The sequence below is a fragment of the Ohtaekwangia sp. genome, from assembly GCF_036568665.1.
Classification (GTDB): domain Bacteria; phylum Bacteroidota; class Bacteroidia; order Cytophagales; family Cyclobacteriaceae; genus Ohtaekwangia.
In genome coordinates, this window is record NZ_DATCSD010000402.1 from 1 (window position 1) to 14,061 (window position 14,061).

General features: G+C 43.7%; 17 protein-coding genes. 12 read left to right on the top strand and 5 right to left on the bottom strand.

Annotated features, from left to right (window positions below; translation table 11 throughout):
* The 6 genes from VIN08_RS23580 to VIN08_RS23605 all read left to right on the top strand — a co-directional run.
* The coding region (locus VIN08_RS23580) for a CinA family protein (RefSeq protein ID WP_331970686.1) at window positions 1-210 on the top strand (210 nt) is incomplete at its 5' end.
* Between the two features lie 17 nt (window positions 211-227).
* Window positions 228-473 carry a hypothetical protein gene (locus tag VIN08_RS23585; protein ID WP_331970689.1) on the top strand — a complete coding sequence of 82 codons (246 nt, stop codon included), beginning with the start codon at window positions 228-230 and terminating at the stop codon, window positions 471-473.
* A gap of 463 nt (window positions 474-936) precedes the next feature.
* A complete protein-coding gene (locus VIN08_RS23590; RefSeq protein WP_331970692.1) occupies window positions 937-2,238 on the top strand; it encodes a dihydrolipoamide acetyltransferase family protein in 1,302 nt (433 codons plus the stop codon).
* Window positions 2,239-2,302: 64 nt separating this feature from the next.
* Window positions 2,303-2,926, top strand: a complete 624-nt coding sequence (locus VIN08_RS23595; protein ID WP_331970695.1) for a ParA family protein — start codon at window positions 2,303-2,305, stop codon at window positions 2,924-2,926.
* Window positions 2,923-3,333 (top strand): hypothetical protein, encoded by a 411-nt coding sequence (locus VIN08_RS23600; protein WP_331970698.1) that lies wholly within the window; start codon window positions 2,923-2,925, stop codon window positions 3,331-3,333. Before VIN08_RS23595 ends, VIN08_RS23600 begins: the two co-directional genes overlap by 4 nt.
* Before the next feature lie 261 nt (window positions 3,334-3,594).
* Complete coding sequence (locus tag VIN08_RS23605) at window positions 3,595-4,740, top strand: cystathionine gamma-synthase (protein WP_331970701.1); 1,146 nt, start codon at window positions 3,595-3,597, stop codon at window positions 4,738-4,740.
* A 278-nt stretch (window positions 4,741-5,018) separates the two neighbouring features.
* Here VIN08_RS23605 and VIN08_RS23610 read toward each other — a convergent pair whose 3' ends face one another.
* Window positions 5,019-5,333, bottom strand: a complete 315-nt coding sequence (locus VIN08_RS23610) for a hypothetical protein (RefSeq protein ID WP_331970704.1) — start codon at window positions 5,331-5,333, stop codon at window positions 5,019-5,021.
* Window positions 5,334-5,469: 136 nt separating this feature from the next.
* Here VIN08_RS23610 and VIN08_RS23615 point away from each other — a divergent pair, with 136 nt between their 5' ends.
* From VIN08_RS23615 to VIN08_RS23625, 3 genes are all read left to right on the top strand, one after another.
* On the top strand, window positions 5,470-8,142 hold the full coding sequence (locus tag VIN08_RS23615; protein WP_331970707.1) for a hypothetical protein: 2,673 nt from the start codon (window positions 5,470-5,472) through the stop codon (window positions 8,140-8,142).
* Window positions 8,143-8,257: 115 nt separating this feature from the next.
* A complete protein-coding gene (locus tag VIN08_RS23620; protein WP_331970710.1) occupies window positions 8,258-8,662 on the top strand; it encodes a hypothetical protein in 405 nt (134 codons plus the stop codon).
* A 70-nt stretch (window positions 8,663-8,732) separates the two neighbouring features.
* Window positions 8,733-9,254, top strand: coding sequence for a TIGR00725 family protein (locus VIN08_RS23625; RefSeq protein WP_331970713.1), 522 nt, complete (start codon window positions 8,733-8,735; stop codon window positions 9,252-9,254).
* 468 nt (window positions 9,255-9,722) lie between these two features.
* Here the strand turns inward: VIN08_RS23625 and VIN08_RS23630 are convergent, their stop codons facing one another.
* Genes VIN08_RS23630 through VIN08_RS23640 form a run of 3 tightly spaced genes read right to left on the bottom strand, consistent with a single transcriptional unit; the run spans window position 9,723 to window position 11,126 of the window.
* The gene (locus VIN08_RS23630; protein ID WP_331970716.1) at window positions 9,723-10,004 is read right to left on the bottom strand and encodes a YtxH domain-containing protein; all 282 of its coding nucleotides are present in this window, start codon (window positions 10,002-10,004) and stop codon (window positions 9,723-9,725) included.
* 59 nt (window positions 10,005-10,063) lie between these two features.
* The gene (locus VIN08_RS23635; RefSeq protein WP_331970719.1) at window positions 10,064-10,627 is read right to left on the bottom strand and encodes a DUF4142 domain-containing protein; all 564 of its coding nucleotides are present in this window, start codon (window positions 10,625-10,627) and stop codon (window positions 10,064-10,066) included.
* Between the two features lie 28 nt (window positions 10,628-10,655).
* On the bottom strand, window positions 10,656-11,126 hold the full coding sequence (locus tag VIN08_RS23640; RefSeq protein WP_331970721.1) for a PA2169 family four-helix-bundle protein: 471 nt from the start codon (window positions 11,124-11,126) through the stop codon (window positions 10,656-10,658).
* Between the two features lie 419 nt (window positions 11,127-11,545).
* On the opposite strand from VIN08_RS23640, the gene VIN08_RS23645 reads away from it, so the two are divergent.
* From VIN08_RS23645 to VIN08_RS23655, 3 genes are all read left to right on the top strand, one after another.
* On the top strand, window positions 11,546-12,025 hold the full coding sequence (locus VIN08_RS23645; protein WP_331970724.1) for a DUF6232 family protein: 480 nt from the start codon (window positions 11,546-11,548) through the stop codon (window positions 12,023-12,025).
* Between the two features lie 77 nt (window positions 12,026-12,102).
* Complete coding sequence (locus tag VIN08_RS23650) at window positions 12,103-13,092, top strand: alpha/beta hydrolase (RefSeq protein ID WP_331970726.1); 990 nt, start codon at window positions 12,103-12,105, stop codon at window positions 13,090-13,092.
* 8 nt (window positions 13,093-13,100) lie between these two features.
* Complete coding sequence (locus VIN08_RS23655) at window positions 13,101-13,580, top strand: CinA family protein (protein ID WP_331970728.1); 480 nt, start codon at window positions 13,101-13,103, stop codon at window positions 13,578-13,580.
* A 121-nt stretch (window positions 13,581-13,701) separates the two neighbouring features.
* Here the strand turns inward: VIN08_RS23655 and VIN08_RS23660 are convergent, their stop codons facing one another.
* On the bottom strand, window positions 13,702-14,055 hold the full coding sequence (locus VIN08_RS23660) for a response regulator (protein WP_331970731.1): 354 nt from the start codon (window positions 14,053-14,055) through the stop codon (window positions 13,702-13,704).
* Window positions 14,056-14,061 lie beyond the last annotated feature (6 nt).

Here is a 14,061-nt window from a genome sequence, read left to right on the forward strand (position 1 = left end):
TTTAATACAGATATAGGAGTAGCCACGAGTGGTATAGCAGGGCCGGGCGGAGCAACACCCGAGAAACCGGTTGGTACTGTATGGATCGCTTACTCCGACAAACACCAAACCGTTACGCGCAAACTGCAATTATCAAAAGAGAGATTGCTGAATATAAAGATGGCATCGCTTGCTGTGTTGAATCTGATTCGCTTGAGTTTGCCGAAGTAATTGTGTATTTTTAAAACATGAGTTCTGTAAAAGAAAGTCTTCACGGAATAATTGATAGCATCGATGATGAAGCATTGCTTGAATCGATCTATGAGTTTTTAGAGACAAGGAAAGATCAACAGCCCGGTAAAATTTGGGAAAGTCTCACACCGTTGCAAAAACAAAATGTACTTGACGCTGAAAGGGATATTATTGACAATCCTGAAGAGCACGTTAGCCATGATGAAATGCGAAAAAGAAATAAAAGGTGGTTAGAAAAATAATCTGGAATAAAAAGGCCACTCTCCAATTCGAAATTATTCAAGAACATCTTCTTCAAAAATGGGGTCAACATTCCGAAAGGAAGTTTACTGTAAGAGTATTTGATTTTTTGGATCTCCTCAAACAATATCCATTTATAGGAGCGATTCAATATGTCAATAAAGATGTAAGAGGTTTTGTGTTGAGTTCACAAACAAAATTACTTTATAAAGTAACGGCAAACGCCATTTACATTCTGGCATTCTATGATACTCGTTGCGATTCAGAGATATAGGATAATACAGGTGAACGAAGCGAAACCAACCGTTAGTTCATCTCACGAACTGCGAGGTTCTGCTTCTATACTCTTATCTTTTATTTCAAAATTACTGATCCCGACAAAATAGAATTTTCTTACTTGTTGCGGGTTTTGATCTAACGGGAAATCCTCGTTAACTTGCTGACTCCAAAACAACCGATTGAAACATGGGGCAGGTAGAACTGATCATGCCTAAAATGGGCGAAAGTATATTTGAAGCTACGATCCTCACATGGTTAAAGAAGCCGGGTGACAAGATCGAGCAGGATGAGTCTGTGCTGGAAGTGGCTACCGATAAGGTAGATACCGAAGTGCCTTCCACCTATGCCGGTATATTAAAAGAGATATTAGCAAAGGAAGGAGATATAGTAAAGGTAGGCGCTCCGATCGCCATCATTACTACGGATGTAGCTGAAGGTAAACCTGCGGCAGCTCCAACGGATGGAAAGAAAACACCTGCTGAAGTTTCTGCTAAAGAAGAAGTAGCAGTTGCTGCGCATACCAACGGTACATCGCATGCTGTTGATTTCAAATCTTCATCGCGTTTCTATTCTCCGCTGGTGAAAAATATAGCGAGAGAAGAAAATATTCCGGTTGCCGAGCTGGAAACTATATCTGGCAGCGGAGTGGAAGGACGCGTTACCAAAAAAGATATTCTTGATTACGTTCAGAATCGTAAAGTAGGTGCAACGGTGCAGCCGGTAAAACATGCTGTGCCTACAACAGCATCTTCTCCGAAAGTTCAGGCTTCCATCAGTGCCGGCGATGAAATTATAGAGATGGATCGCATGCGCAAGATGATTGCCGAGCGCATGGTAGATTCCAAACGCATTGCTCCACACGTTACTTCATTTGTTGAGGCCGATGTTACCAACATCGTGCAGTGGCGCGGTCGTGTGAAGAATGAATTTCAGAAACGCGATGGTGATGTACTCACCTTTACACCGCTGTTTATAGAAGCCGTAGTACTCGCGATCAAAGATTTCCCGATGATCAACGTGCAGGTAGATGGCGACAAGATCATCAGGAAGAAAGATATTAATATAGGTATGGCTGTGGCATTGCCATCTGGGAATCTTATCGTGCCGGTTATAAAGAATGCCGATCAATATAGTCTGGCTGGTCTTGCCAAGATTGTAAACGACCTGGCGAGACGTGCCCGCGATAACAAATTGAAACCGGATGAATTGGCTGGAGGTACATTTACCATTTCCAATGTCGGTTCGTTTGGTAACGTGATGGGAACTCCTATCATTTTGCAACCGCAGGTTGGTATCATTGCGCTGGGTGCTATACAGAAAAAACCGGCCGTTATGGAAATGCCGTATGGCGATGTGATCGCGATCCGTCATAAAATGTTCCTGTCGCATTCGTACGACCACCGTGTGGTTGACGGTGCTTTGGGCGGAAGTGTAGTGCGCAGAGTGGCCGATTACCTCGAAAAATTTGACATAAACAGAAGTATTTAATACACGCGACACGTGAATTAACCCGGATGATTTCTAAAACCGTCCGGGTTTATTATTTTTAGGCATGTCCAAAATTATCTCCTTTATCAGCCGCAAAGGCGGCACGGGTAAAACGACCAACGCGATCAACCTGGCCACTACCCTTCATAAACTGGGCAAACGTGTTTTGTTGGTTGAGACCGACACAAACTATACTTTGAATACACTTCGTAAAATGGAGTTGTTTAAAGTAAAAGATGGCGCTGTAAAATTTGAGATACTTGGTTCGCAGGATCACCAGATAGCAGATGAACTGCTACAGATAAAGGAAAGTAAAAAGCACGACTTTATAGTAGTAGACAGCGCAGGTAAAACTACCGATGAGGGCATTAAGAAACTTTGCCTGGTAAGTGATGCTGTAGTGGTGCCTACCAGTCTTACGCAAAATGATCTGCTGGTAACGTACCAGACAGTAACCGATCTTTCGCCTGCACGTGAGCTGAACCCGAAACTAAAGATCATTATACTTCCGAATCGTATTCACAGTTCTACCAATGTGTTTACCGTTCGCGAGAACCTGAAGAACCTCGATGCGATTATTTTACCGGTAGTCGTACCGCAGAAAAATCTTTTCGTAAATTTCAGTACACTCGATGCTGAAAAAGAATATCAACCGGTAGCGCAAGCCATTCTGAATTACCTCGCATGAGCAAGAAAAAGAATACACTGAAAGATCTTGACGATTTCTTAAAACAACAGGCTGCTACACTGGTGTCGCCTGCCAAGCTCAGTGATCAGATAGAAACACCTCAGCCACCACCGGCCGCAGCGGCACCATTGCCCGTGGCACAGGAAGTGGTTACTCCGGCTCCCGCTTCGGTTGCAGCACCCGCTCCGGTTGTAGAAGTTACCAGTGAAAGTATACTTGAATCGATCCGAACGCTTGCCAAAAAAGAAGGTACTACCGTGCCTAAGAAGATATACGATATTATACTGCAGTCTGCAGCACAGGGTACCTTGTCTAAAGAAGATACCATGCTCATCAACACGGTACTCTATTTGAAAAGTGGCGATAACTGGAAAGACGTTATCCGTGAGTATTGGAAAAAACGATAGTCGCGTAACGGCCTAGCAAGAATATAGTTCAGATTTATATCTATACTATATATCCGTGCCAAGGGCAGTAATAGTATTGGTGCTTTCTCAATACCTTTCCTATACCGATAATAGCAAAGAAAATGGTGGCATTATGCCCGAAAGATTTTTTCTTTGAGTTCCTTTGTATTTCGCAGGCAGCAGAGCTTTACGTGTTTTACATCACACCATACAACGCTTCGCCCTCATTGAACAAATATTAATGATTAACCGATAACGAACATGAAATTCGGAACCAAAGCAGTACATGCCGGTGTAGAACCAGACCCATCTACAGGTGCTATCATGACCCCCATCTTTCAAACATCAACGTATGTGCAGGAATCTCCTGCCCAACATAAAGGCTATGCGTATGCGCGCGGTGCAAACCCTACCCGTAATTCATTGCAGAAAAGTCTGGCAGCATTAGAGAATGGAAAATATGCAATCTGCTTCTCATCAGGCATGGGTGCTACCGATGCTGTTATCAAATTATTGAACCCGGGCGATGAAGTGATCACCAGCAACGATCTCTATGGCGGATCGTACCGGATGTTCAAACGGGTATTTGAAAAGTATGGTATAAAATTTCATTTTATAGACCTGACGAATACAGCCAATATAGCTTCTGTATTGAATGCGAAAACAAAATTACTCTGGCTCGAAACACCTACCAATCCATTGATGAATATTGTGGATATAGAAGCCAGTGTAGCCATCGCAAAGAAAAATAATATACTCGTAGCGGTGGATAATACATTTGCGTCACCATACCTGCAGAATCCGCTCGACCTTGGTGCAGATATAGTGATGCACTCGGTAACAAAATATTTAGGAGGCCACTCCGATGTGGTAATGGGTGCGCTGATCGTGAACGATGAGAAATTATACCAGGAGCTTCACTTTATTATGAACTCGTGTGGTGCCGTGCCTGGCCCGCAGGATTCTTTCCTCGTGCTGCGCGGTATAAAAACACTTCATCTTCGGATGGAGCGCCATTGTATCAACGGGAAGAAAATAGCCGAGTACCTGAAGAACCATCCGAAGGTTGGCAAAGTATACTGGCCGGGATTTACCGATCACCCGAATCATGCCATTGCTAAAAAGCAGATGAAAGACTTTGGCGGAATGCTCAGCTTTACCTTGAAAGACGACAGCATGGTGAAAGCAACCAAGCTGATGGAAAGTGTTCAGTTGTTTTCACTGGCCGAATCATTGGGAGGCGTGGAATCACTGATCAACCACCCGGCTTCGATGACCCACGCCAGTATACCGAAAGAAGAGCGCCTCAAAAGCGGATTGGTAGATTCGCTCATCCGTCTGAGTATAGGCGTAGAAGATGCGGAAGATCTGCTGGCCGATCTCGAGCAGGCGCTGGCAAAAGTATAGTCTTAGCTGCAAGAAGGAGGCAAAGGATGAAAGGCTATGGGCCGCTGGAGAGCACGTGTCTGGCACGAGAGACACCAGAAAATTATGAAGTTTACAAAGTATATATAGTAAAACAGGCTGTCATAAACCGACAGCCTGTGCTTTTTATACCCATACCTAACCCTATATATACCCTAATACATTCACTCCATATATCTTGCTCGTACAACCAGTAGCCTGAAGCCAGTGGCCGGCAACCTATATATACTCACGATGGCAGCTACTCTCAAAACGGGCAGTTACTTCCTCACTTGTTTGTCGTGCTTGTTTCTGTAGATCGAGCGGCTTGCGCGGTTTTGTTCGCGATGCAGGTGGGCGCGTTCCTTGCGTGTTACAGTTCCGTCTGCTTTCGCTCTGCGTTCAGTGCGTCTTATATGGCGCTGGTCGTGGCGGGCTTTGGCCGTTTCTCTGCGGGTAAGTTCACCGCTGGCAGCTCCCTGGCGGATGCGTGCACGCTGGTGATGCTCGCGTTGGTCAACACGGGGAGTAGAAGTCTGTGCATACGTTATACCGGCAAAAGCGGTGAATAATACCAGGGCAATAATCCGTTTCATATCCGTTATTGTTTAATCTGATGCTTTGACTTGGGTGGGATACAAAGGTTTAATGGAGGGACAAAAATTATTAAGGTTGTCAATTACGCAACATGCGCTTATCTTGAGCCTTAATTTTCACCTAAGGCTGTTAAGCGTGAAGAGACTTCCTCTGTTAATTACCATCGGAATAGTGCTCGTGAGTGTCGGGGGCTATTATCTCTACGACCGTTTTCTTGTCTCCAGGAGTATATCTCCGTGGGAACTGGTACCTGAGTCATCCATTTTTGTTTATGAAACCAACGACTGCCTTCCGTGTGTACAGCAAATGGAACAGACTTCATTATGGTCTGTATTCCGGAAAGCTGCATTTTACCAGAAGTCGACCGACTCACTAAAACTGTTTTTTGATTTTATAGAAGCACAACCCCGCGGGCTCATCGTATCGGCACATCAGACCCGAAAGGATGATTTTGATTTTGTATTCTATAGTCCGCTATATCAATCCAAGATCAGAAACCTGCTGATGGAGCAGTGGAACAAACTGAAAACAACGGAGCGGGAATTTAACGGAGTAAAAATCCATGAGCTGAACGGAAAAGGTCAGGCATTCTCGTGGGCAGAAGTTGATGATATCTGGATCGGAAGCTTTACACCTTTTTTGCTGGAAGATGTTATTCGCACCTATACCGGAGACGGCTCTACATTCAAGAAACAGATTGCCGCAGTATACCAGATGCCACATGTAAAAGAAGATGCCGGTAACCTATATATCAACATCAAGAACTTTGGTACGTGGATCAGCTCATTTGTCAACATGCCTGCTGACTTTGTTCGTGAGGTAGGGCACTCATCTTTACTCGATATAAAAGCTGAAGGGCAAACCTTTACTCTCAACGGCTTCAGTCTCGACAGCGCCAGTCAGGGATATATACTTTCGGTATTTAATAACCAGGTGCCCGTTCCGTTCAATATGAAGAACTATATATCGGAACGCTCGGTAATGGTGGCGAGTTATGGTATAAGTGATGGAACAAAGTTAGGTGAATCGCTCAAGGCCTATGCATCCAAAAAAAATCCGCAGTTACAGGATTCGGTACAGCAGATCGATAATACATCAGGTATCCATTTACAGGATTTATACCAGTCGCTGGGTAAAGAACTTACCGTATGTTACCTGGAAGGAAGAGAAAAGAGTTTATCGCGTGTAGTATTGATCGAAACTTCCAAGCCGGATGCCTGGCTTACAACCTTCAATACCATTGCACAAAAGAATAGCGTAGATACTGTCTTCTATGAGCGCTTCTCCGATTACGAGATACGCGAAGTGCCGCTGTATGCTTTCCCTGAAAAATTATTCTGGCCCTTGGTATCAGGTCTTTCCACAAGCTACTATACTTCGGTGGGTAATACCATTATTATAGGCGAAGATATAGATGACCTCAAAGCTTTTCTGGACGATATCGATAAGGAAGAAACGTGGGGTAAATCGGTAGCACAAAATCATTTCCTTGAAACAACCTTGCTCGAAGCCAACCTGAGTATATATGTGAATACACCGTTGGTATGGAATGTATTGGAAGATGTACTATATCCGAAATGGCAACAGTTTGTAGAAGACAATAAAGCATCTTTGCAGTCGATCGAGATGGGGGCTATACAAATGAGTCACCTGAACAACAGTTATTATACCAACATAACCTGGACGGGTGGTGAGTCGCAGAAAGGAAGCAGCGAAGCTTCCGCAAGAGAAGAGAAGCACGATAAACTCATTACCACCTTCAATGAAGGTATCTATAAGTTCTTTGTGATCCGCAATCACTTCACCAAACAGGAAGATGTACTTGTGCAAGATTCAACCAAAGCGATAAGTCTTGTATCGGCCGATGGTAAGGTGCAGTGGAAAATTGAGCTCGATAATTTTATTACCGGAGATGTAACGCAGATCGATTACCTGAAGAACGGCAAACTCCAGTTCTTCTTTGCTACACCGGGTAAACTACATATCATTGATCGCCTGGGTAATTATGTAAAGCCGTATCCGCTGGTTATACCAGAGAAGGATATAGAGTTCACCAATGTGGTGGACTATGATCACAGTAAAAATTATCGCTTCCTCGTGGCCGGTAAAAGTGGCAAACTGTGGATGTACGATAAAGAAGGCAACAACCTCGATGGCTGGAAACCGAAATCTGCGGAGGCAAGCTTAGTTACCACACCACAACATCATCGCCTGCGTGGTAAAGATTATATTGTTGCTGTGCGTGAAGATGGTATAGTATATCTGATGAATCGCAGGGGAGAAACGCTGAAGAATTTTCCGCTTAACCTCGATGCGCGTCCGCTCGGAGCGTATGCTGTAGAAACCGGTAACAGTAATACAGCGGCTAGTTTTGTGTTGGTATCGCGCGAGGGCTTCCGTATAAAATTCGATGTGGATGGAAAGATTATCAGTCGCGAATCACTGATCAAAACAACGCCCGAAGCACGTTTCAGTATGGTGCTGGAAGAACATGGCAAAGCATACCTCATCATTCGCCAGGAAGCCCGCCAGCTTACTATTATGAATGAAGAGCTGAAAGAAATTATAGCGAGCGATTTTGTTGGAAACAACCCGGTAGATATTCGCTACGATGATTTTGGCGGAGGCAAGGTATATATCACAATAACGGACAAGAGTCAGGACCTGTCATTTATATACGATGGTCAGGGCAAGTTACTCACAACACTTCCGTTGGAAAGCAACGCGATGGCTGTACGCCCCATGCGACAAGCGAAGTTGCAGACCTATAGCTCGCTGGGTCATTCGCTTACCATGCAGCCTTTGTAAATGCTGAGGTTAGGTTTACAATAACAGATCGTTTCGCACGTGTATTAGGAACTTTAACCGGTATACAACGCTTTACCGATTTGTTCGTATCTTACTTATGTTAAAACGCGTGTCTATGGAAGAGGAGCAAGACGATATTATAGTCTTTCAGCAATTCGATAATACCATTGACGCCAACATTGTGAAAACAAAGCTGGATGCATATGGTATACCTTGTTTCCTCACAGAAGAAAACCTGGCCAATCTTTATCCCGGCCAGCAACATGCTTTTTTCCAGGTAAGACTTCATTTGTTCAGGCACGACCTGTCGGATGCTCAGCAAATACTGGCTGAGAAAAATCTTTTTGTTGAAGATGATGCTACAGCCACATGCCCGCAATGCCATTCGCGAAAGATAGAACGCAGTTTTCCAAGGCAGCTCAGCGACCAATTTCTCGCTGGATTAAACATTTTATTCTTCGGAATATTTTTCCCGAAACGCAAGGTTAATCGCTGTACCGACTGCCAGCATGAATTTTAGCAGGTGTCTGGTATACGCTTGTAAATGGTTGATGTGCTGAGTACTTTAGGGGCAGAATTTCACTGAAAGTATGTCTGTTAAAACGATTGTAGGTATAATGGGCCCTGGCGAAAATGCTACCCCCGAAGATAACGAAATGGCTTTCGAACTGGGCCGCGCACTGGCGCGTAACGGTTGGGTTGTGCTAACCGGAGGCCGCAGCTTCGGAGTGATGGACGCTGCCATGAAAGGGGCTCGTGATGCAGGTGGTCTTACCATTGGTGTTGTACCCGACAGCAATGATCGTAACGCCTCTGAGAATGCCCAGATCAGAATTGTTACCGGCATGGGCAGTGCCCGCAACCTGATCAACGTACTCTCCAGTAACATCATAGTAGTGTTGGGGATGGCTGCCGGAACCGCTTCTGAAGTAGCGCTCGCTATAAAATCCAATAAAAAAGTTATTCTGTTAAATCAGGACGAGATCACGATCCGCTTCTTTAAGAACATCGGTACATATCGTGTTATGATCGCGAAGACGGTAGATGAAGTGATCTTCCAGGTAAAAGATTATCTCGCGGTACATCAGGCGGGACTTACCACGCACGAGTAATTTCTCCCGGATAAGTATATAGTATATATTCAAAGTATATAGCTATAAAAAAGTAGGAGGCTCCGAAGAGCCTCCTTAGATCCTTTCTTCTTTACCTTCGCCAGTATTACCTGGAATCAGGCTATAGAGAGTTTGTTCTCAGCTTTTTATCCAAAATTCTCATTCTGGTAAATGAAGCACCCCTAAAGATGAAAGTGACCTGTTGACTCTATATAATAAAACCTGGTGCCTGCTGCAGATCATTGAAAAAACGCAGATTCTATTGCATGCAGGGAAATCAGTTTCTCATTCTGTAGACCGTATGGGATATTCGATGCCACAGTATATTCCTCGCACATATTAGAAAAGTATATATATCGTGTATAAAAAGAAAGGGCCCCACGTGGAGGCCCTTTCGATCTTTTCTTGCTTTACTCAGCAGTCAGTGTCAGTGAAAGCTCAGAAAGACTTACAAAAGATCCATTTCCATTACTGTTTTCTTCTTCCGATATTTTCCTTCAACCCATTAATACCCTGCGAAGCTTCTGCGCCAACCTCGGCTGCTTCTTCAGAAGCGCGGTCTTTCATCTCGGCCAGATAGCTTTTGCCTTTACCCATCCATTGGGCAATTTCATCCATCCAGTCGTCTGTAGTCTTCTTTATATTCTTGCGAAGGTCTTCTCCTTTTTCAGGAGCAATGAGCATTCCTACAATAACACCGGCAGCTGCAGCTCCCAGTATCCCTACAATTAGTTTCGATGTTGAATTCATGATCGATGCTGTTTAAGGTGAATAACTGTATTCATTCTATAATTATATACCTATATATACTACATGCTTTGCTCGCATGCCTTTACTTTATCGAGATGCGCGCGCAACTGTGGCAAAGTCTGGTCGATGAGTATTTTTAAATCAGCGTCTTGTGTTTTGTCGAGACGCGATTCAAAATTTTTGATCGTCTGTTCATGCTTGTCAACCATGGTTTTACACCATTCTTTATTGAAGTCTTTTATATCGTCTTCCTTCGTCAGATCTTCGATCTTCTTTTTAGCTTCTTCCTTTTCTTCATTTGGAACAGAAATAGCTTTCAGGCTGGCAAACGTCTGCAGGTCTTGCAGTAACTTACTGTGGTCTTTCTCCAGCATCTGTGCCGTTTCCTTGATCTGCGAGTTGTCTGATTTTTCAGCTGCCAGTTTTGCCAAATTTATTTCTGCATAGTTCGCAGCTACCGTTTCTGCTATAAAGTCTGCATCTTTTTCTTCTTTCCGATCATCAAATTTTTCATCGTTGGATTCCTTCGCGATTTCATTGGTGTCGGTAGATTCCTTTTTGCCACACGAGATCGCTATAATTCCTGCGAATACGAATGGCATTATACTTCGAACTGATTTCATATATACCTGGTAAGTGAAATAATAACAATTAATGAGTGTGCGCGTATTGATCGCGATAATTCTTGATCGTATCATGCGATGCCTTTATGGCTTGCCGCTGATTTTCAACCAAACTCTTGATGCCAATCGGCCAATCTATATTTTCTTCCAGTGCATCCTTATAGGATTGCAGTGCGCGGTCTTCGCCAAACTCGCATAACTGTAGTGCAGCGTGCACATCATCTGAAGAGAATGTAGTCTTTACATCCATCCAGGCGCGGTATATATCACCGGCAGCAGATGTATCGTTGGCGGGTTCGCCACCGAGACGTATTACCGCATCAGTAAGGTTACTTTTGTACTGACGGCTGTCTGCAGCCATTTGTGTGAAAATTGTTCGGATCTCAAAATCAGTTGTGTCCTTGATCTCGTCCGCAGCTTTCTGATAGCCTTTAATGCGATCGAGATTTGTCCGGATAAGATCATTCAGAATGCTGATAACTCTTTCATTCGTTTTCATACCTGTAAATTTTTAAGTACTTGTAAAAAATGTCAGCACTTACTGACAGGGCATGTTTTCAAAAAAACATGCCACACACCTTATACTTCCCGATGGTATGGCGTACAGCTCCTTTTGAGTAGCGCATACCTCAGCTGCAGGTTAATCTGTACATAAATCACACAACGCAATATGCGTGCTACAATGTTGCTGGGGATTGATTGCCGCAATGTATTAGCAAAAAACAATACTATATATTAATATGTGTTGGTATACATAGTTGCGATGCCGTAGAGAAATTCATCAGCTATATGCTTTCTGATTATTGCTGTAGAATATTTTTCTCGGCAAAAAAGCTATATCTCTTTCTCCTGAAAAGGCACAGATATTTTAAGTCGTGTTGCAAACATGAACAATTCGTCTCACTAAAATTTAATAGTATGATACCGGATAAAGTATTGTATACAGATGGACATGATGTAACCGTAACGGATTCAACCTTTCGGGTAAAAAGCACATCCTATAGTTTGAAAGGAATTATCAAGTATGGTTTGCTCATCATGCGTCCGCAGCGATTACCGGGTATATTGCTGTTGCTCCTCGGGTTGATACTTGTATTCTGCGGATTTATAGACTTGTTTCCTGCCAATGCTTTTGGCGAAATACGTGCAGATGAAGAGTATATAAATGCCAATACTCTTGTAATGAGTGCAGGTGCAGCGTTGATGGTAATCGGCACATTGGTAGCCGTGATGATCCGCGAGCGTTACGCTGTTCGTATTGCAACAGCCGAAGGAGAGAAGAACGCAGTGGTTAGTCATCGGAAGGAATATATAGCGCAGATCGTAAACGCATTGAACGAAGCATTGCGTTTTGAGCGTCCTGATTCAGGACATTCTTTCATTGCTGTGAAAGAGTGATCTCATCCCTGGTGAATGTCCGTCCTGTTAACGCAGGGCGGACTGTTTATTTCAATATTTTCTAACCCACCGCGAGCATGGTAAAGATCATTACGGCTTCCTTTTTCTTTCTTTCAGTTTATATAGCCTATGGTCAGCCTTCTGCGCAAGAACCACTTGGCCTGGCACTCGAAAACTATCCGTATCCGTTTCCCGTTTATTATTTCAAACGAAACATTCAGCAACAGTCTGTAGCCATGGCCTATATGGATGTGAAACCATCCAACCCCAATGGAAAAACAGTGATGCTGTTGCACGGTAAAAATTTCTTCGGTGCTTATTGGGAACAAACTATCCGTGTGCTGGCAGCGCAGGGTTATCGTGTAGTTATACCCGATCAGCCGGGGTTCGGAAAATCGTCTAAGCCAACCGTTGTATATTCGTTTCAGATGTTGGCAGAATATACCCATGCCTTACTCGATTCGCTAAAGATACCCACGGTTACTGTCGTGGGGCATTCCATGGGAGGAATGCTCGCTGTACGGTTCACATTGATGTATCCGAAGCAAACACGACAACTGGTATTGGAGAATCCGATCGGGCTGGAAGATTACAAGGTATATATACCCTATAGCTCCATCGAGCAGGAGTATAGAAAAGAATTGAATAAAACAGAAGCCGGTATACGCAATTATCACAAAGCATACTATGCAGTTTGGAAAGATAAGTACGAAAAGTATGTGCAGGTGCAGTACCGGTGGATGTTAAATGCAGAGTATACACGGCTTGCGTGGGTTAATGCACTTACCAGCCACATGATTTATACTCAGCCGGTGGTATATGAGCTGCCCAATATACAGGTGCCGGTGTTGCTGATTATCGGGCAGAGCGATCGCACCGTGGTGGGGAAAGATGCAGTGCCCGATTCATTGAAGAATGTGTTGGGGCAATATCCCGCGTTGGGTAAAGCGGCAGCAAAAGCTATCCCGGGAGCCAGGCTGATAGAATTAAAGAATGTTGGACATATACCTCACCTTGAGGATACTGAAAAATTCAACCAGGCGTTAAAAGAATTTATAGGCCAATAGATCAGAATATGTACGAGCTGAAAGAAATTAACATTATACGCGACTATATGCTGCGGGCAGATCAGACGCTGGCTGTAGCAGAAAGCGTTACCTCGGGCCACATACAAGCAGCACTGTCGCGAGCCGAGAATGCGTTACGTTTTTTTCAGGGTGGCATCACCGCGTATAATCTGGGGCAAAAGTACAGGCACCTGCAGGTAGAGCCTATACATGCTATAGCCAATAACGCAGTATCCGAACGCATTGCTATGGAAATGGCCGATCATGTATGCACGTTGTTTAAAAGTGACTGGGGGATTGGTATTACCGGGTATGCTGCTCCTGCTCCGGAATTTTTGGTAGAAGAACCGTATGCTTTTTATTCGTTTTCCTTCCGCGGAAAAAATCTGGAAGTACGGAAAATATCGGCACCACAAAAAAGTCCTTGGGAAATACAGCAGTTTTATACCGAAGAGATCATTCGTGAATTTGCTTCTACTATCGTATAGGGGTGGCGTTGTGGGATGTTGTTCGTTAATGGTTATGCGTTATTCGTTAATAGTTATTTGTTAAACAGATTTATACCTCTCCGTTAGCTTTTCAGCTCTCTCCGTTCAGTTAATATTATATTTATCGGTGTACATCCGTAAGTTCAAAGATCTTCGAGAGCTCTTCCATTACCAGTGGTTTTTCTAAAATGCGAAAAGACGATGCAGAGGTTTTAGGAACCTGGTATGCACTGATAAGATTAAGCTGTGCTTTCGGATAATTTACCAATATATACTCTGTCTTTCCCCAGCCAAGACCATCGGGTAAATTGTTATCCAGAAAAATATAATCCGGCTGTACTTCGTCCAGTATCTTCATGCCATCTTCGAGCGTAAGTGCATGGTATACCTCAAAATTCTTAGGTGAGAAGAAACTTTTCATCAAAACCCCAAAATCCTGCTCGTCATCAATCAGCAATATCTTCTTGGCTTTCATAGTTTG